The sequence below is a fragment of the Trichocoleus sp. DQ-A1 genome, assembly GCF_039961955.1.
Lineage (GTDB): Bacteria > Cyanobacteriota > Cyanobacteriia > Cyanobacteriales > FACHB-T130 > FACHB-T130.
Genome location: NZ_JAMPKE010000006.1, coordinates 116,383 through 134,748, shown reverse-complemented (window position 1 = coordinate 134,748; position 18,366 = coordinate 116,383). Strand labels below are relative to the sequence as shown.

The 18,366-nt window shown below is 48.4% G+C and carries 13 protein-coding genes; 7 read left to right on the top strand and 6 right to left on the bottom strand.

What is annotated here, in order from left to right; translation table 11 throughout:
- Positions 1 to 72: 72 nt before the first annotated feature.
- Positions 73 to 1,017: an ABC transporter substrate-binding protein gene (locus NDI33_RS08650; protein ID WP_190673676.1), complete on the bottom strand. Its 945-nt coding sequence runs from the start codon at positions 1,015 to 1,017 to the stop codon at positions 73 to 75.
- Between the two features lie 124 nt (positions 1,018 to 1,141).
- Between NDI33_RS08650 and NDI33_RS08645 the strand changes: the two genes are divergently transcribed.
- The 3 genes from NDI33_RS08645 (at position 1,142) to rpsD (ending at position 5,837) form a co-directional block, all read left to right on the top strand.
- A complete protein-coding gene (locus tag NDI33_RS08645) occupies positions 1,142 to 4,684 on the top strand; it encodes a PAS domain S-box protein (protein WP_190673673.1) in 3,543 nt (1,180 codons plus the stop codon).
- Complete coding sequence (locus NDI33_RS08640) at positions 4,681 to 5,121, top strand: response regulator (protein ID WP_347275859.1); 441 nt, start codon at positions 4,681 to 4,683, stop codon at positions 5,119 to 5,121. The genes NDI33_RS08645 and NDI33_RS08640 overlap by 4 nt, the downstream gene beginning before the upstream one ends.
- Positions 5,122 to 5,228: 107 nt before the next feature.
- Positions 5,229 to 5,837, top strand: coding sequence for a 30S ribosomal protein S4 (rpsD, locus tag NDI33_RS08635; RefSeq protein WP_190414721.1), 609 nt, complete (start codon positions 5,229 to 5,231; stop codon positions 5,835 to 5,837).
- Between the two features lie 61 nt (positions 5,838 to 5,898).
- Here the strand turns inward: rpsD and moaA are convergent, their stop codons facing one another.
- Positions 5,899 to 6,885, bottom strand: a complete 987-nt coding sequence (moaA, locus tag NDI33_RS08630) for a GTP 3',8-cyclase MoaA (RefSeq protein WP_190673671.1) — start codon at positions 6,883 to 6,885, stop codon at positions 5,899 to 5,901.
- Between the two features lie 44 nt (positions 6,886 to 6,929).
- On the bottom strand, positions 6,930 to 8,393 hold the full coding sequence (locus NDI33_RS08625; protein WP_190673668.1) for an MFS transporter: 1,464 nt from the start codon (positions 8,391 to 8,393) through the stop codon (positions 6,930 to 6,932).
- A 757-nt stretch (positions 8,394 to 9,150) separates the two neighbouring features.
- Here NDI33_RS08625 and NDI33_RS08620 point away from each other — a divergent pair.
- Positions 9,151 to 10,365 carry a pentapeptide repeat-containing protein gene (locus NDI33_RS08620; RefSeq protein WP_190673665.1) on the top strand — a complete coding sequence of 405 codons (1,215 nt, stop codon included), beginning with the start codon at positions 9,151 to 9,153 and terminating at the stop codon, positions 10,363 to 10,365.
- 820 nt (positions 10,366 to 11,185) lie between these two features.
- Positions 11,186 to 12,400 (top strand): pentapeptide repeat-containing protein, encoded by a 1,215-nt coding sequence (locus tag NDI33_RS08615; RefSeq protein ID WP_190673663.1) that lies wholly within the window; start codon positions 11,186 to 11,188, stop codon positions 12,398 to 12,400.
- Between the two features lie 97 nt (positions 12,401 to 12,497).
- Here NDI33_RS08615 and NDI33_RS08610 read toward each other — a convergent pair whose 3' ends face one another.
- The 3 genes from NDI33_RS08610 to NDI33_RS08600 all read right to left on the bottom strand — a co-directional run bounded on the left by NDI33_RS08610 (position 12,498) and on the right by NDI33_RS08600 (position 15,125).
- Entirely contained in the window at positions 12,498 to 12,719 is a 222-nt protein-coding gene (locus NDI33_RS08610) for a hypothetical protein (RefSeq protein ID WP_190414726.1), read from the bottom strand.
- Positions 12,720 to 12,813: 94 nt separating this feature from the next.
- On the bottom strand, positions 12,814 to 14,307 hold the full coding sequence (locus NDI33_RS08605) for a DUF4157 domain-containing protein (protein WP_190673797.1): 1,494 nt from the start codon (positions 14,305 to 14,307) through the stop codon (positions 12,814 to 12,816).
- A 497-nt stretch (positions 14,308 to 14,804) separates the two neighbouring features.
- Positions 14,805 to 15,125 carry a hypothetical protein gene (locus NDI33_RS08600; protein ID WP_190673660.1) on the bottom strand — a complete coding sequence of 107 codons (321 nt, stop codon included), beginning with the start codon at positions 15,123 to 15,125 and terminating at the stop codon, positions 14,805 to 14,807.
- Between the two features lie 136 nt (positions 15,126 to 15,261).
- Between NDI33_RS08600 and cbiD the strand changes: the two genes are divergently transcribed.
- On the top strand, positions 15,262 to 16,422 hold the full coding sequence (cbiD, locus tag NDI33_RS08595) for a cobalt-precorrin-5B (C(1))-methyltransferase CbiD (RefSeq protein ID WP_190673657.1): 1,161 nt from the start codon (positions 15,262 to 15,264) through the stop codon (positions 16,420 to 16,422).
- 238 nt (positions 16,423 to 16,660) lie between these two features.
- On the top strand, positions 16,661 to 18,208 hold the full coding sequence (gene guaA, locus NDI33_RS08590; RefSeq protein ID WP_199292247.1) for a glutamine-hydrolyzing GMP synthase: 1,548 nt from the start codon (positions 16,661 to 16,663) through the stop codon (positions 18,206 to 18,208).
- Positions 18,209 to 18,366: the final 158 nt, after the last annotated feature.

Here is an 18,366-nt window from a genome sequence, read left to right as displayed (position 1 = left end):
CTACTATCTTCATCTGGATAGTAGAGACAGGTCAGCCCAAAGATAGATTTTTTTGCGAAGGAAGTATGTAACCTATAACGTGGAACGAGCCAATAAGCACTCCCAGCCAGTACCCTCGTATCCAAAATGGAAACTTTCCGGATGCAGAATTTCGGCTAAGATTTCCAGAGAATCTACCAAACGGGGGCCGGGACGGTTGAAGTAGGCGTTGCCATCGGTGATGTAAACCCTGCCGGTTTGTACCGCTTGTAAGCTTTGCCATTCGGGATGTTGGAGTAGCGGCATTGCCTCAGCACGAGTGCGGTTTAAATCGAAGCCACAGGGCATGAAGATAATGGCAGTCGGGTTAGAGGTTGCGATCGCTTCCCACTTCAACCAAGGAGAATGTTCACCCTCAACACCGAACAGAGATTGACCTCCAGCCATTTTGACTAATTCGGGAATCCAATTTCCTGCTGCCATTAGAGGATCGATCCACTCGATACAGGCAACCGTAGGACGGGCGCTGTCAGGAAGTGCTTGCGTGTTTTGCACGCAAGCGTCGATGCGAGACTGTAAACCAGCTAGCACAGGTGGCGCTGCGACACCCAAGGCATCAGCGACTCGTTGAATATCTGCCCAGACATCGCTTAAAAAATTAGGCTGTAAGGAAATAATCTGTGGCTGAGAGTGCGTAAGCGTAGCAACTGCTTGCTCGACTTCACCGAGGCTAACGGCGCAGACTTCACACTGAGCTTGAGTCAAAATGTGGGTGGGTTGCAGCTGTTCGAGAACGTCGGTTTTGACTTGGTAAACGCTCAACGCAGATTGCAACAAATCCGTAACCCGATCGTGAATTTCCGGACTGGTGCCTTCGGGGTTAAATTTGGGCTGGGTGCAGACGGGCAAATTTTGGATTTCTGGCGGATAGTCGCATTCATGCGATCGCCCGACAATCGCCTGAGTTAGCCCCAAGATCGCTAAAATTTCCGTAGCGCTGGGAATCAGAGAGACAATTTTTAGGTTTGAATGAGTCACTTTTCCAACTCCTTTAGCAGCCTCGATCGAGAACTCATCATCAATTCTTGCTATCAAACAGTTCCAGGATGGCGCTGACGCCGTTAAAGAAAACAGCTCCTTTGGTTAGGGCTAAACCACGAATATGCCTCAATCTCATTCTCGTCTACTTTCTTTCCTGCAAATCGCGTCTCCAGCTGCGATCGCGATCGCGTTTCCACTTGGCTGTTTAGTGATGCTCGATTGGCTGTTCGATATTCCTTTCCTCAAGAATGCCTTTCCACAGCACTCCCACAGCGACATCGGACTGGCAATCCTTGGAGTGATGAACGCGGTGGTTTTTGGCATCCTGGTTTGGTGGAATGCGAAAACATTAAAAACCATAGACTCCCAACGGCAACAAGCAGAAGAAGAACTGCGCCAACTCAATGCAGAACTGGAGGAGCGAGTCGAGCAGAGTACGGCACAATTGAGGCAAGCCAACGAACAATTGGCAAGCGAAATTGCCGAACGCAAGCAAGCAGAGGAGACACTCTCTCACCGCCAGCAGGAATTCAAAGCCGTGCTTGAAAATGCGCCCGATGCGATGATGCGTCTTGACAAACAAATGCGTTATGTTTACGTCAATTCATTTGTCGAGCGGAGCACGGCAATGCCCGCGCTGGCATTCATCGGTAAGACTCCTGAAGAAGCCGGCTCACCAAAAGAGTTGTGCCAGCTTTGGGAAGATACCCTGCGGATGGTTTTTGAAACAGGTCAAGAACAAGCGATTGAATTCCAGACTGTCACGGTAAACGGATTCCGCAACTTTCAATCGCGTGTGGTTCCGGAGTTTAACCAGCAAGGTGAAATCGAAACTGCCTTGGTTGTGAGCCGCGACATCAGCGATCTCAAACGCGCCGAGGCAGCTCTCCAAAAAGAACGAGAATTCTTAAAAGTATTGCTAGATAACGTAGAAGCCGGAATCGTTGCTTGTGATGCCAACGGTGTCCTGACTCTGTTTAATCAGGCTTCACGAGCCTTTCATGGCTTGCCAGAACAACCGCTTCCGGCTGAGCAGTGGGCAGAATACTACGATTTATATATGTCCGACGGCAAAACGCCTATGAAGCGGGAAGATATCCCGCTGTTTCGAGCGTTACAAGGGGAGCATGTCCGCGATGTAGAAATGGCGATCGCCCCAAAATCAGGCAAAGTTCGCACCTTATTAGCTAGCGGACAAGCATTTTTTGATTCGCAGGGAACAAAGCTGGGTGCGGTTGTTGCCATGCACGATATTACTGAGCGCAAACGAGTAGAGGAGGCACTGCGAGAAAGCGAGGAACGGCTACAGGCGATCGTAGATAATTCCACAGCGCTGATTTATCTAACGGATACTCAACACAGAATTCTGCTGATCAACCGCAGGTTTGAAGATTTGTTTCACATCAATAGAGATCAGACTCTCGGTAAAAGCCTGTACGATATCTGGCCGTTTGCGATCGCTGATGCCTTTGTCAAGAATAACCAAAAGGTACTCGCCGGTAAAATTCCGATAGAAATTGAAGAAGTTGCCCCTCACGACGACGGGTTACACACCTACATTTCGATCAAGTTTCCCCTTTATGACTCTAGTGGCGTTGTTTATGCAGTTTGTGGCATCTCCACCGACATCACCGAACGCAAGCAGATAGAGGAACACATTCGCACCCTGAACGCCGATCTTGAGGAGCGAGTGAACGAGCGGACAGCAGAGCTAAGGCTGATCAACCAAGCATTGCAAAGTGAAATCAGCGAGCGTCAGCGGGCAGAAGAAGAACGCGCCCAACTCTTGCTCCGCGAACAGGAAGCTCGTGAATTAGCCGAAGCAAGCGAACGGCGCTATCGCTTTCTCGCTGAATCCATCCCGCAGATAGTCTGGACTGTAGACTCAGATAGTGATTTCGATTACGTCAATCAGCGCTGGGTTGATTACAGCGGATTAACCCTCTCACAAAGCCAGGGTGACGGATGGTTCTCTGTCCTACATCCGGACGATCGGCTGGTGTCGATACAGCGGTGCCATCAATCTGCGGAGGCGGGCGAGAGTTACGAAATCGAAAATCGCTTCAAACGGGCTGCGGACGGACAATATCGCTGGCACCTAACTCGCGCAGTGCCGATGAAAGATCCTACCGGACGAATCGTTAAGTGGTTCGGCACCTGCACAGACATCGACGACCAGAAACATACGGCGGAGGCGCTGCGAGAAAGCGAGGCGCGGTTGCAGGCGATTCTAGATAACATTCCGGCAGTTATCTACCTCAAGGACACTGAGGGCAAGTTTATTTTTATTAATCACCAGTTTGAAATTCTTTTTCATATTGATGGAGAAAAGGTTAAAAGCAAGACTGATTACGATCTCTTCCCCAAAGAAATGGCGGATGTATTTCGGGCGAACGATCGAAAGGTACTCGAAGCCAGAACTGCTGTGGAGTGGGAAGAAGTTGTGCCTCAAGATGACGGACTACACACGTACATTTCGACTAAGTTTCCCCTGTGCGACGCGGCTGGAGTTCCTTATGGAGTTTGCGGCATCTCCACCGACATCACCAAACGCAAACGAGCCGAGGAGGCATTACAAGAAAGCGAAGCTCGGTTTAGGCGCGTCGTTGAATCCAACATGATTGGGATTCTCTTCTGGGATGTGTCAGGTAACGTTACAGAAGCCAACAACGCCTTCTTAGATATGGTTGGGTACACGCGGGAGGATCTGCTTTTAGGAAAAGTGCATTGGAAAAAAATGACTCCTGTGGAATATAACTATCTTGATGAAAAGGGAGTCCAGGAGCTAGCCGCGACGGGGATTTGTAGCCCCTTTGAGAAGGAATATATTCGTAAAGATGGCAGTCGCATCCCTGTTTTGCTCGGCGGTGCTGTGCTGGAAGGATCTCAAGATAAAGGTGTGTGCTTTGTCATTGACATCACTGAGCGTAAGCGGATGGAGGAGGCTCTCTTCAAACAAGCACAGGAACTCGCTCGTTCTAATGCGGAACTGGAACAATTCGCTTATGTAGCTTCCCATGACTTGCAGGAACCGCTGCGAATGGTTGCCAGCTACACCCAGCTTCTGTCTCGGCGCTACAAAGGGAGACTGGATGAGGACGCCGACGATTTTATTGATTTTGCCGTCGATGGTGCGAACCGGATGCAACGGCTGATTCAAGATTTGTTGGAGTATTCGCGCCTGGGAACGCGAAGTCGGGAATTTGAGATGGTGGATTGCGATCGCTCTTTTGAGGAAGCGATCGCGAATCTGCAAATTGCGATCGCCGAAAATAATGCCACCATTACCCGCGATCCCCTACCCTCGGTGAGGGGGGATGCGACTCAAATCGGGCAGCTGTTACAGAACTTAATTGGGAATGGAATCAAGTTTCGTAAAGATGCCCCCCCCCAGGTTCACGTTTCCGCTCAAACAAGCGAAAATGAATGGGTCTTCTCAGTCCGCGATAACGGTATTGGGATTGCCCCAGCTCATCAAGCACGAATTTTTGTCATTTTTCAACGTTTGCACGCACGCGAAACCTATCCTGGTAACGGAATTGGTTTAGCTATCTGCAAAAAAATCGTCGATCGACACGGTGGGCGGATCTGGGTGGATTCTGAATGGGGACAGGGAAGTGTATTCTACTTTACAATTCCCAGAACAGGAGAGAACCCAAAGTGAATCTGGGTAATAGACCCGTAGAAATCCTGCTAGTTGAAGACAATGAGGGTGATATTCGGCTCACCCAAGAAGCATTTAGAGACAGTCAGGTTGGGAATCACCTGAATGTTGTCCGGGATGGTGTTGAAGCGATCGCCTTCCTCAAAAGAGAAGAAAAGTATGCCAATGCCGTTCGTCCCGATATTATCCTCCTTGACCTCAATTTACCGAAGCGCAACGGTATTGAAGTGTTGACAGAAATCAAGCAGGATGACCAGCTTAAAAGGATTCCCGTCATCGTTCTGACCTCCTCCCAAGCCGAACCAGATATTCTCAGCAGCTACGATTTACATGCCAACTGTTTCATCAGTAAGCCGATTGACCTAGATCGGTTCCTGCGGGTGGTGCAGTCAATCGAGGACTTCTGGCTCACCATCGTCAAACTCCCCCCAGAATAGAAAAAGCGAACCAAAAAATATTTTTCTGCTCACTTTAAATTTCTCCTAGATTGGGCTTACAATGATAGTTTTGGTTAAAGTCTGAAGGGTACACAAGAGGAAGCTATATGTCCCGATATCGAGGCCCACGCCTCAGAATTGTGCGTCGCTTGGGCGATCTGCCCGGTTTAACTCGCAAATCAGCCCGCCGTGCATATCCACCAGGACAGCATGGTCAAGCCCGGAAGAAGCGCTCAGAGTATGCTGTCCGACTAGAGGAAAAGCAGAAACTCCGCTTCAATTATGGCTTAAGTGAAAAGCAGCTGCTGCGTTACGTGCGGAAAGCACGTCGCGCCACGGGTTCCACGGGTCAAGCATTGCTGCAACTGTTAGAAATGCGTCTGGATAACACCGTTTTCCGGATGGGGATGGCTCCCACGATTCCTGGGGCGCGTCAGCTAGTCAATCACGGTCATGTGTTGGTGAATGGTCGTGCGGTGAATATTCCCAGCTATCAGTGCCGTCCGGGAGAGGTCATCAGTGTCCGAGATAAGGAAGGATCTCGCCGGTTAGTGCAACAGAACCTGGAATATCCAGGTTTGGCAAATATGCCCAGCCATCTAGAGTTTGACAAAACCAAGATGACTGGCAGAGTCAACGGCGTGATTGAGCGCGAATGGATCGCGCTGCAAATCAACGAACTGCTGGTGGTTGAGTACTACTCACGCCAAGCTTAAGATAGTTTTGAGTTTTGAGTTTTGAATAATTCAGGACTCATTCAAAACTCAAAATTATTTTTTAGCCCCCAATTTGCGACATGGTGCGGCTATACGCACCAGTCGTGCCAGCATCTCTCTGCTTATAGTTAATCTCTGGTTTCATTAACAGCAATTGCTGCACTTGATTGCGGAGTTCGGCTGTATTAACACCGGCGCGGAGGGCGGTTTTTAGGTCAATTTGACCCGTCTCATTCAGCAGACAGGGACGCAACCAGCCATCCGCAGATAGACGCATCCGGTTACAGCGATCGCAAAAACACTCGGACATCTGACTAATAAATCCTAGCGTCCCTTTAGCTCCGGGAATCTGGAAGACATCGGCGGGACCATTACCACGAACATAAGATTCTGTCAATCCAAAGATGTCGCGGATGCGTTGGCGCAAATCGGCGGATGCCACCCAACCATTTCCGACAAATAATTGATCGTTGCCGATTGGCATAAACTCAATAAACCGGACGTGCCATTGCCGGTCAATTGTCAACGCAGCCAGATCCAACACTTCTTGGTCGTTAACATGAGGAATGATCACCACATTTAGCTTCAGAGGGTCGAACCCGACGCGATGGGCGGCTTGAATTCCATCCCAAACTTTCTGCCACTGAGAACGACCGCGATTGCCGATAATTTTGTCAAAGGTTTCGGGATTGAGCGAATCCAGACTGATATTCAGGCGTCGCAACCCGGCGTCGTAGAGTTGTTGGGCGATTGGGGCGAGTAAAAACCCGTTGGTGGTCATTGAGAGGTCTTGCGTTTCCGGCAGGGACGCGATCGCCTCCACCAACTCCACCACCCGCGGACGCAGTAGCGGTTCGCCCCCAGTTAGACGAAATCGAGTAAATCCTACCGGGATAAATACCTCTTCGATCAGGGTGAGCAATTCTTCATCAGTTAACAGCTGTTGCTGCAAAATGTAGTCAAGCTCAGCACCCTCCGGCATACAGTACTGACACCGGAAATTGCAGCGGTCAATTAAGCTAATCCGAAGGTAGTCTACCTGATTCATGTTTTTTTGGGGTTGATGAGAACACCAACCCCTAACCCCTACCCTTATTCTGATCCATTTGTCAGTGGATCTACAGTAATTGGGGCCCGAAGCGGTACAAGTTGCAGTTTCGGCGAAATGAGCGATCGCCAAACCTTCCGAATCGGATGACTGCGATGCTCCTTGACAAAGACTAAAGGCAGGATAGCCACAAGTCGTAAAACAGCAGACAGAGCAAACACGGTTGGCAAGCCACCGAAATTGTCCAACTCAGCCAGAAATCCCCCGACAGTCGTTCCCAGTGCGCCACTGACACCCGCAACCGCCGCAGCGATCGCAAAGTAAGCAGATTGATGGCGTCCTGCTGCCACAGCCATTTGCAAATTGTTGGTACACAAGTCAATCGCTGCCCAGGTGCCACCCATGAACAGGTGTAAAAGCGGGAACCAAACCCAAACCGAAACTGGGTCAGCTCCCAGCCCCAGCCAGAGTAAAGGTGTCAGTGCTGCCAACACCCCCACAAATACCAGAAGTGGACGATTCCCAATTCGGTCTGCCAGCTTCCCCCATACCACCATCATTACCAAGGTAGCCGCCGCCGTTAAGCTGCTATAGAGCGTTACCCAGCTGACATCGATATTCAGGTTGTCCAGCAGATAGAGACCGAAGAAAGGAGTGCAGATATTAACCGCAAATGCCCAAAAGCTAAAGTAAAGCAGAAACCTGACAAAATTGCCATTTTTGAGCAGAGCGATCGCAGTTCCCCAACGCTCAGTTTCCCCTGCCTCGTCAGCAGTGCCGTGCTGCGTCTGGGGATTCACATCCACCATGAAGAACTGACAGCCCAAACTAATTAACCCAATGATGACTCCCAAGAACAAGACCACACCGTATCCCTGAAGCGGCCCGCCAGGCCAAACCGACACGGCTAGACCGAGCAGGGGTACGGAGAGCAGAGTGGTCAAGCTGATAGCACTGTTGCGAAAGCCAAAATATCGCCCCCGCAACTGTTCCGGAACCAACGCCGCCATCCAGCTGAGCCAGTTAGCACTGCCCAAGCTGCCAATGATATTGGTTGCCAAGACGATTGCTAATGTCCAGCTGACCAGGTTGGGCGAATCCGTTGGGTGCCAGCAACTCCAACTAATTCCTGCCACTAAAATTAGCCACAGCAGCCGCGACGGGCCGTAGATCCAGACATTAAACCAGTGGCGACTGATGGTTCGTTCTGACAGATACGCTCCTAGTGGTTGCAGCAAATTCACCAGCATGGGGACGGACGACAACATCCCAATCTCCATTGGGCTTGCACCTAATTGGAGTAAGAAATTACTGAGCAGGACGCCGCCGGTAATGCCGCCAAACACGACAGCAAAGACAGCATCCCAAGTAGACGCTTTTAGGCTAGACCGAATTACCTGTTTGGAAAGTTTGGAAGGTGAATTGGAAGAAACTACCAGCGGGGAAGCGGCGGGAGTTTCTAAAACCTCCAAAGCTGGAAGAGATACGGTTTCAGCTGGGACTTGCAACGGTAAACTCCTCGACTGGTTTAGATAGGCTGGAATAGGGAACCACTGACTTTGTCTCTATTAAAGAACCCTCTTGCCGACAGCACGGACGACAGCCTTGTCTGTCTTGGCTCGAAGATGGACGTTTTAGAAGGATAGACTGAGAATTCTAGGTTGGGCAGCTTCCCGCAGTCAGATAACTTTCTCAATCCTTTGAAACAAACATTCAAAATAATTAAATCTCTCTGCCGCTAGTTAATAAATGGTAGCAATTGTGTATCAGACCAGTGGACGTAAAACCAATACATCTTCACTTAACCTTTCCCCTAGAAAAGGCTGATTTCGTGGTTTCCCCTGGCCTTGTAAGGAAGGATTCAGGGGTTAGATTTGTCTGAGTGGAGGAAAAATTGAGCGCCAAACTTTTCTCCCTTAAACATCCCTTTCCCACTTTTTCTACCCAAAGACGGACTGGCGAGTAACAGCACTTGAAATCTCGGTTCTCTTCGTCAGAGTAGAGTCGCTGCCTCTTCTAGAGTTCCCAAGAAACCTCAGTGAATATCTACAAGCCGGTTAATGAATTGCTCGAACTGCCATTGTCCAAAGCCTTTTCTTTCAGAAAACGGCGATTTCAGTAGTCTTTTGAGAATTTGTAACCAGTATCATCTCTATATCAGGGCGCAGGAGAACCGATTTAAACCGCCAAGACATCGTTGGTACCCTTTAGGGGTGCCTAACCAAAAATCATCGCATCTGCCAAAAGAGAGGGGAGCTGAAGTGCATGGCAAACAAGCAACAGCGAGCTTTACTCAAGCAAGGAGTAGAAGCTTGGAATAAGTGGCGTAAATTGAGTCCGGGAATCCCGCCAAATTTAATTGGAGCCGATTTACGCCAGGAAGATTTGGGTGGAGTTAACCTGGCGGGGGCGTCTCTGTGCAGTGCTGACCTGAGTGGAGCCAATCTGATGCAGGCATCTCTGCATCGAACAGACCTTCGGGGTGCGGATTTGAGGGGAGCATCCCTGAGTAAAGCGGACTTGTCAGAGGCAGATATCACTGAAGCTAATCTCAGCGAAGCCTACCTCTTTGAGGCGAACCTGAGCCGAGTAAACCTTGAAGGTGCAGATATGCACTGGGTCTACCTGGGTAAAGCTGATTTGTCTGGGGCGAATTTGGTTGGGGCGAACCTTAGAGAGGTAGATATGCGGGGAGCCAATCTAATCGGGGCGAACCTCCGCGAGGCGGATTTGTTTAAAGCGAATCTAATTGGGGCGGATTTACAAGGAGCCGATCTGCGCGGGACGAATTTGGGTGAGGCTAACTTAATGGGGGCAAGGTTGCTCAAGACTAACTTTGAGAATGCAAACCTAGAGGGTTGTTTAGTTTATGGGATTTCGTCTTGGGGGTTAAAGTTGGAAGGAGCCAACCAGTCAAATTTGGTGATTACTCCGCCAGATTATCCAGCGATCGCACTGGATAATCTGGAAGTGGCGACGTTTATTTACTTGTTGCTGAATCATCAAAAAATCCGCGAGGTTTTCCCCACGATTGCTTCCAATATCGTGCCGATCTTGGGCAGTTTCAAAGCAGATCGCCGGAAAGATTTGCTGGAGGAGATTCGGAATGCCCTTCGCCAACATGACTATTTGCCTTTGTCGGTGGAGTTAGAAAAAGCAGCGACGCCGGAACTTGCAGAAGCAATCTCCACCGTAGTTGGGATGGCGAAGTTTATGATTGTGGATTTCACGGACGCTAGCAGCATCCCCCAAGAATTACTGAAAATTCTCCAGGGTATCCCTTTGGTGCCGGTGCAACCGTTAGTACAAGTGGATAGCGTGGATAGCAAAGAGATAGCTGTGTTGAAGGAGTTTCAGGAATATCCTTACGCTCAACCCATTTACCAGTATCAGAATCTTGAAGATGCGATCGCTTCTGTAGAAGAAAAAATTATTGCCCCTGCTGAGGCAAAGGCGAATGATTTACTGAGCGGACGTTAGGGATGCCAATCCCTTACCTCTACGATGGCTGACGCTGATTTGATTGTTTGCTGAAATCGCCATCTTGCTTAGAATGTCTTCCGTAACTACGGAAACGGGGTTCGTAGCTAAAACTACAAACTACCGTCTCTATTGGCATGGCACACCTGGTAAGTTTTTCCGGAATTTGCGGGCGCGTGCCGAAAAAAACTGGCAAGGCTCTTGACAAAGCTCTGCTTACTTCGGTGGAAACTGAGTTTTAATTTTACCGAGTAGTTTTTCTAGAATTGCGTACCGAGCGGATGAGCGATCGCGAAGCCGATAACAAAGCGATTAAACTGACAAATGTTTTTCACCTTATCCAAGAACGGCTATAAAGCAATCACAGTATGCTTTTTAGTCTAAATAAAACTCTTGGCAGTATCGCTAAATGCGATCGCTTTTCCCCTCTTCTTCTGGTGTGCCCCCGTAATCTCACGTAGTTCAAAACAAAAGCCTTTTTTGTTGTTATGCATATTATGTTATTTCTGTCTGTATGCTTAGTAACATTTATGGCAAGTTTTATCTTTAAGCTCAGTAAATATACTACTTGTTTAAAGATTGTGTAAATATGTACTCTTAATGGTAGTCAGACTCAAGGCGTATTCCTTAAGATATAGATCATCAAATTAAACCATTTACGTGTAATTACGTAGTTACTTAATTTGTTAAATCCAAAATTACAAAATTAGCTGCCTGCAAAAGCGTAAAGTCGCTGGTCGCAATCACTTGAAGTATGTTTGGATATCTGAGTTCAAGTCCTGAATGTTTCTGAATTTAGAGAGGATTTATGGAAAGCTATATGGTAAAAAACAACATAGATTTTAAAACAAACCCGACAGGAATTGAAATTGAAACCCGGTTGAAAAATCGGACAAATAAGCAACAATTGGATCTGCTCAGACAAGGAGTGAAAGCCTGGAATGAGGAAAGACAACAGAATCCTCAAATCCGACCAGACCTAAAGATGGCTAACCTTAAACGAGTCAACCTCAGCACAGCCAATCTCAGCGGAGCAGACCTCTCCTTAGTCAACTTCAGCGGGGCTAATCTGACCTCAGCTAACCTGAGCGGAGCCAACCTTAGCAGAGCCAACCTCAGCGGGGCAGACTTGAGATGGGCAGACCTCAGCGGCGCACTCCTAGATGGGACAGACCTCAATGGCGCACTCTTAAGTGCTGCCAATCTCAGCAAGGCAAAATTCAACAAAACCAACTTAAAAGGGGCAGTCCTCAGCGGAAGCAACTTGAGCAATTCAGAAATCAGTGAAGCCAACTTCAGTGGGGCAGACCTGAGATGGGCAAACCTGAGACGAGCAGTCGTCAGCGTGGCAGACTTCCGCAAGACAGACCTGAGATGGGCAAACTTGAGCGAGGCTCAGGTGGTGCGGACAAATCTAGAGGGAGCCAACCTTGAGGAGTGTTCAATTTATGGGATTTCCACTTTGGGATTAAAACTGAAGGGAGCCAAGCAGTTGAGCCTAGTCATCACTACTTTTGGCGAACCCGCGATCGCAGTGGACAATCTGGAAGTTGCCGAGTTTCTCAGTCGGCTGCTCAACACTCAAAAAATCCCCGATTTCAATAACACTATCTCTTCTAAAGTCATACTGGTTCTGGGTCGCTGCACCCAGGAGCGCAAGCCAATCTTGGATGCACTTCGCAAATATAACTATTTGCCGGTGGTTATAGACTGCGAGACATCGACAAGTAAAGACCTGACGGAAACTATCTCGACGCTGGCTCAAATTTCGCGGTTCATCATTGCCGATCTCACCGATCCTAGAAGTATTCCTCAAGAATTGCACGCCATTATTCCCAATCTGCAATCGGTGCCGGTGCAGCCATTGCTACATACTTCAGCCCAGAAAGAATACGCGATGTTTGAAGATTTCCAACGCTATCCTTGGGTGTTGGAAACATATTGGTATAACGCTTTTGAGGAAGCGATCGCCTCTTTTAAGAACAAAGTCATTGTCCCTGCTGAAGCGAAGGCAAGGGCTTTATTAGGCGGTTGATTGAGATCGGTGGCAACTTGCGATAACAATCATTGATCGATCGTTATCTTCTACCTGATACCTTACCCCTGCACGATGATTGCAGGGGTTTTACTGCCTATGATGCTTGTTGACGCAGTTTTTCGACATACTGCTCAAACTCTTGCTCAGAAACATAATCTATTTCCCCGTCTCCCAAAGTAATCTTTGAAAGATACTGCATTGCACGCTTAAACTCGCCAGTATCCCACTCATAGGCAAGAACATCCATGCCCCCGTCTTCCGTCTCGATTGCTTTAACGGGTCGATCTCCTACAATGCAGTAGAGTGGTAAGTCCATAATATGATGATCCGCTAGTTAACTTGATTCGCTGCTTGTACCGATTATATTGAGTGCATACCGACATTACTTTGAGTTATCCAGTCAATGTCAATCATCCACCCGCGTTAGCTAAAGCCTGATCGTAAAGTGCTTTTGCTTCTGCATTAAGCTGCTCAATTTTTGCTTTTTCTTCTGAGCTTAAAGCCCGATCGGCTGTTTGAGCTGCTGCCTCTATTTTCCGAACCTCTTCGTATATTTTATGCCCTGCACCTGACTTAACCTCTAGAATTTGGGTTAGATGGAGTTGCAATTCCGCAATATGACCATTTGATAGCTGAACGTTTAGAAGAATATCGCGATAGCCAGCTGGGGTAGGTTGTGCAAAGCGATTCTTTTCTCGCACCAGCGTTAAATTTCTATTGCAGACATCTAGCCCACCCATTAAGTCAGGAAATGACTTGTAAACTATAGAACCGCGTGCAATATCTACTAATTTAGAAACATCCCCCTTGTAATCAGCCATTGTTTTCTCCATTGCTCGTTCTCGCCCTTTTAAGGCTTGAGGTAGCTTTGCCACCCCAGAGGTCTCACTGGCAATTTGAGTGACTTTTTCGTACAGTTCCGGTTGAGCTTCTTCTGCTTGTTTGTAGAGTTTGTCTAAATCTCCTGCCACATCTCCACTAAATCCTGCTGTTGACTGTGCAGGACTTTGATCGCCTTGGCGCTGAATAACGGACTTTTGCTGCGGTTGCAGCGATCGCTGCACTGCACTGCCATTCTGCTGAACAACGTGAGTCAGTTCATGGGCGATCAACTCTTGTCCGCCCCGGCTTCCCGGCTCATACGCTCCCTCTCGGAAGAAAATATCCTGCCCGGTTGTAAATGCCTTCGCCTGGATTGAGCGATTCAACTGGTTAGATTGAGCATCCGTATGAATCTTCACTCCGCTGAAGTCAGCCCCAAACGCCTGCTCCATCGGTTTGAGAATACTCTGCGCCAGTGACTGTCCGCTTCCTCGTGCCTGTTGGATGGTTGCTTCGAGATCCGGTGAGGCGGTCCCATCCTCACTAGACTGACGCTGTATCATCGGCTTCATCTGGAGTTCTTTTTCCGGTTCCTCTTCTGGCATCACCTCGCGCTGGAGGGTGGGTACATCCAACATTCTCATCAATTTGTTTTGATGATTTGGGATTCCCTGTTGATGAATCGAGTTAGAGTTTTGCACCATGCCAGCTTTTATGGTTTGAGCCAACTGACTTTCGGGCTGGCTAAGATCCCTTCCATAACTCGGCATCGGTGCATGAAGCCGCTGCACCACTTCTGCTGCTGTCTTGTCTGCTTCCTGTTCGTATTTATCCCCTGGCTCTCCAATCGTGAGTTTCGGTTGAATCGGTGGCGGTGTTGAGCTGTTAGGAGCAGATATAGAGATATTTGCAAAATTGTGACCAAAGCGCTGGGCACTTTCCAGTTGTGCCTGTAGGTCTGGTGTTTCGTGAGTTTGGGGTTTCTCCTGAACTGGGAAAGGGCGCGGCTGAAACTGGTTGTTAACTGGTACGAAAGTAGAATTTTGCGGAGCTTTTTGGGGGTCGTGCGAGCGCGTTGCCATAGTCACAAATAACTTCTTCTATTTAGTTCAGTTAAGGAATAATTGAGAGCCATCAGGCTCATAGATAGAACCTAAGCGAGAACTCACGGGAGCAGTAGAGTATATTTACGGGTTTTCTAATTTCGGAGAGTTAGATATAGCAACACAATGTAATAAATCGACTGTTGGAGAAGAAATCTATACCACCCAAATGTTGAGTCGAGAACCGTTTTTCCTAGTCAATTCGTTAAGGCGATCGCTTTAATGACCAATAACAAGCGAATGGATTCTGAAAAGACTGCCATTGCTGAATTCGCTTGTGCTGATGAAGTGACTCCTGAACCGGACAAAGCAGTAAGGTGAGGCGTTAAGCGTGTCCGCTCTGAAAAATATGCGTCTCTATCTTGGCTAACAACTGGGATGAGCGAGCGCTTCTCACTTACGTTTAATACATCAGGAGGTTAGTACAGCTAGCTCTGTGTTAACCTCCCGATGTACTGAACGCTCATTGACAACGGCTATAACGCAAAGTTGTTCTGAGCCGATTCCAGAACGGTTTGCGTCGCCACATCCAGAAATTCAATCGAAAGAGTCTTGCCCAGTGCTACAGCTCGCTTCATTCCAGTCAGTAAGCACTTGACTCCGTCCCTTTTCACGGCGTTGACTGACAGCAGATCCACTACGACAGTGTCAGTTGCCAATTCCAAGGCTTGCTCTAGAGACTTGCCGAAGGCGGGGCTGGTGACACTATCTAGACAACCGCTGGGTCTTAGTACCACTGTGCTAGGGCGAATTTCCTGGCAGACAAATTGAGCGCGGGGTTTGGTGACTGAGTTCATAATGGCTTTCATGGGATTTTTTAAAACGTGTCGTCAATCGAAGAACACAACCTATCTACAAACACATTCCACTAAAATCCCGAAGGTTCTGATGTCAAATGTCACGCTTGTCAGTGTTTGCGATCGCTATTAAACAATGATCTGTCCCCAACCCCGGTCTGGATATACATTGCCCGTGTTTGCCTGTGCCGCTGCTGTTGCCGCCTTGCGCTGGTTGCGGCAAGGGGCGTCACCGTTAGACGCCATGCCAGTGGATTTAATTGAACCCGCCGAAACGGTGTTGATTCCAATTGAGCAGGTTGCCGGTATCGGTGAAGGGATGGCGTTAGCGATCGCTCGTAGCGATCCTGGCGATAACCTTGACCTTACCCGCAACACGCCAGTCTGGGCGCTGGTAGAAATTAAAAATCAAGGATTAAAAATTAATAATGAACAAAAAGAGTTTTTAGATCCTCCGCCCTCAGTCACGATCAAAGGCGGTGAAGGGATCGGGCGTTTGGTGAGTGCTGACGATCAACCTGCTATTTATCGTTATGCTCAGCGGCTGATCCGAGAGAATTTGGAGCGGATGCTGGAACCTGACGAGAAAATCCAGGTGACGATTATTTTGCCAGAAGGGCGTAAACTCGCTCAACGCACCTCAAATGAAGCCTTTGGCGTTGTGGAAGGACTCTCCTTACTCGGAACAAGCGGCATTTCCCAACCGCTGAGTGCCCCCGGACAACTGGAGGCTTTCCGCGAGGAACTGCAACAGAAGGCTAACTGTTTTGATTGTTTGGTGTTTTGTATCGGGGAAAATGGCTTAGATTTAGCCCAGCGGTTGGGAATCAATCCAGAAAGAATGATTAAGACAGCGAATTGGCTGGGACCATTGCTAGCATCATCAGGAGTGCAAAAAGTCAAGAATATCTTATTATTTGGCTACCACGGAAAATTGATGAAACTTGCGGGTGGGATTTTTCACACCCATCATCACTTGGCAGATGGACGTCAGGAAATTTTGACCGCTCATTGTGCGAATCTCGGTTTACCAACGCCGGTATTGCAGGCAGTTTTGAAGAGCGCCACTGCTGAAGACGCCTTGAAATACCTGCGCCAATTGGATGCAGCAGGTAGTACCGATTGGGTGGGGCAAGTTTATGGCGCGATCGCTCAAAGCATTGACAAGCGATCGCACGATTACATCCGCACTCACAGCGAACAACTCGTTACGGTCGGTTCCGTCCTGTTTGACCGCGATCGCCAAATTATCGTTAAAAGTAAAACAGGTACCTCGTTACTGTATCAAGTGTGTTAGTTTTATATGAATACACATCAACTTAATAAATAGCAATAAAGAAGTTTTTTATCTGCCGCTATTGTCAGTGGCGTAATCGAATCATGGAAGACTGGCTAATAGCAATCAACAATTAGCCAGTTTTTAATCCATTAAAGACTATCTGTACATCTGTACTCTACCTACTCAGGATAAGCCGGTGACTCTCCAGACTGAAACACCGCCTCAAATCGAGTATTTGGGGCAACTAAATCGCCAAATGATTGTGATTCTTGACTTCGGCTCTCAGTATTCTGAACTGATTGCCCGTCGGATTCGGGAAACACAAGTTTACTCGGAAGTTCTTTCTTATCGCACCACTGCCGAACAGCTACGACAGCTAAATCCCAAGGGGATTATCTTCTCTGGTGGCCCAAGTTCAGTGTATGACACGGGTGCCCCCCATTGCGATCCGGAAATATGGAACCTGGGGATTCCCGTCCTGGGAGTCTGTTACGGGATGCAGATAATGGTGCAGCAATTGGGTGGGGAAGTCACCAAAGCTGACCGGGGTGAGTATGGCAAGGCGTCGCTATTGATTGACGATCCCACAGATTTGCTCACCAATGTGGAAGATGGCACGACCATGTGGATGAGCCACGGGGACTCTGTAACCAAGATGCCGTCGGGGTTTGAAGTGTTGGCACACACGATAAATACGCCAGCCGCAGCGATCGCTCATCACGAGAAAAAGCTCTACGGAGTTCAGTTCCACCCCGAAGTCGTCCACTCAATTGGGGGAATTGCCTTAATCCGTAACTTTGTCTATCACATCTGCGACTGCGAACCGACTTGGACAACAGCGGCGTTTGTTGAGGAGTCGATTCGAGAGATTCGGGCAAAAGTCGGCGATAAGCGGGTGTTGCTAGCACTTTCTGGCGGCGTTGATTCTTCTACGCTTGCCTTTTTGCTGCACAAGGCAATTGGCGACCAACTGACGTGTGTATTTATCGACCAAGGCTTCATGCGTAAGTATGAACCAGAACGGTTGGTGAAGCTGTTCCACGAGCAATTTCACATTTCTGTCGAGTATGTGCAAGCACGCGATCGCTTCCTCAATCAAATTGAAGGAATTAGCGATCCTGAAGAAAAGCGTCGCCGCATCGGGCACGAATTTATCCGCGTATTTGAAGAAGAATCTCGACGCCTTGGCCCCTTTGACTACCTTGCCCAAGGTACTCTCTACCCCGACGTGATTGAATCAGCCGACACGAACGTCGATCCCAAAAGTGGCGAACGGGTGGCAGTGAAAATTAAGAGTCATCACAACGTCGGCGGCTTGCCCAAAGACTTGCGCTTCAAGTTGATCGAACCTTTACGAAAATTGTTCAAAGATGAAGTGCGAAAAGTCGGTCGCTCGATTGGATTGCCAGAGGAAATTGTACAACGGCAACCCTTCCCTGGTCCCGGACTGGCGATTCGCATTTTAGGCGAAGTGACGGCAGAACGGTTAAATATCCTGCGGGATGCTGACTTAATTGTTCGTCAGGAAATTAATCGCCAGGGGATGTACCACGACTTCTGGCAAGCTTTTGCCGTGTTGCTGCCGATCCGCAGCGTAGGCGTAATGGGCGATCAGCGCACCTACGCTTACCCGATTGTCTTGCGCTTTGTTTCTAGCGAAGATGGCATGACGGCAGACTGGGCGCGTGTTCCCTACGATTTGTTGGAAACGATTTCCACCCGAATTGTGAATGAAGTTCGGGGTGTGAATCGAGTGGTTTACGATATTACTTCTAAGCCACCTGGAACTATCGAGTGGGAATAATAAAGTAGTAAGAATTTTTAACGCAAAGGTACCCAAAGGTTAGCGCCAAGGTACGCAAAGTTTAAGAGACAGAGTGAAAGCTCTGTCTCTTTTTGGCTTGAAAGAGCGGTTCAACTGGATTTTGAAATAAATTATGTTTTCTTTAACTTTTGTGGAAA

Bases quoted from the DNA above. Each gene is read 5' to 3' on its own strand.
- NDI33_RS08620 (WP_190673665.1), top strand. From the start codon at position 9,151: ATGGCAAACAAGCAACAGCGAGCTTTACTCAAGCAAGGAGTAGAAGCT.
- guaA (WP_199292247.1), top strand. From the start codon at position 16,661: ATGATTGTGATTCTTGACTTCGGCTCTCAGTATTCTGAACTGATTGCC.
- NDI33_RS08645 (WP_190673673.1), top strand. From the start codon at position 1,142: ATGCCTCAATCTCATTCTCGTCTACTTTCTTTCCTGCAAATCGCGTCT.
- NDI33_RS08600 (WP_190673660.1), bottom strand. From the start codon at position 15,125: ATGAACTCAGTCACCAAACCCCGCGCTCAATTTGTCTGCCAGGAAATT.
- NDI33_RS08605 (WP_190673797.1), bottom strand. From the start codon at position 14,307: ATGGCAACGCGCTCGCACGACCCCCAAAAAGCTCCGCAAAATTCTACT.
- NDI33_RS08610 (WP_190414726.1), bottom strand. From the start codon at position 12,719: ATGGACTTACCACTCTACTGCATTGTAGGAGATCGACCCGTTAAAGCA.
- NDI33_RS08615 (WP_190673663.1), top strand. From the start codon at position 11,186: ATGGTAAAAAACAACATAGATTTTAAAACAAACCCGACAGGAATTGAA.
- moaA (WP_190673671.1), bottom strand. From the start codon at position 6,885: ATGAATCAGGTAGACTACCTTCGGATTAGCTTAATTGACCGCTGCAAT.
- rpsD (WP_190414721.1), top strand. From the start codon at position 5,229: ATGTCCCGATATCGAGGCCCACGCCTCAGAATTGTGCGTCGCTTGGGC.
- cbiD (WP_190673657.1), top strand. From the start codon at position 15,262: ATGATCTGTCCCCAACCCCGGTCTGGATATACATTGCCCGTGTTTGCC.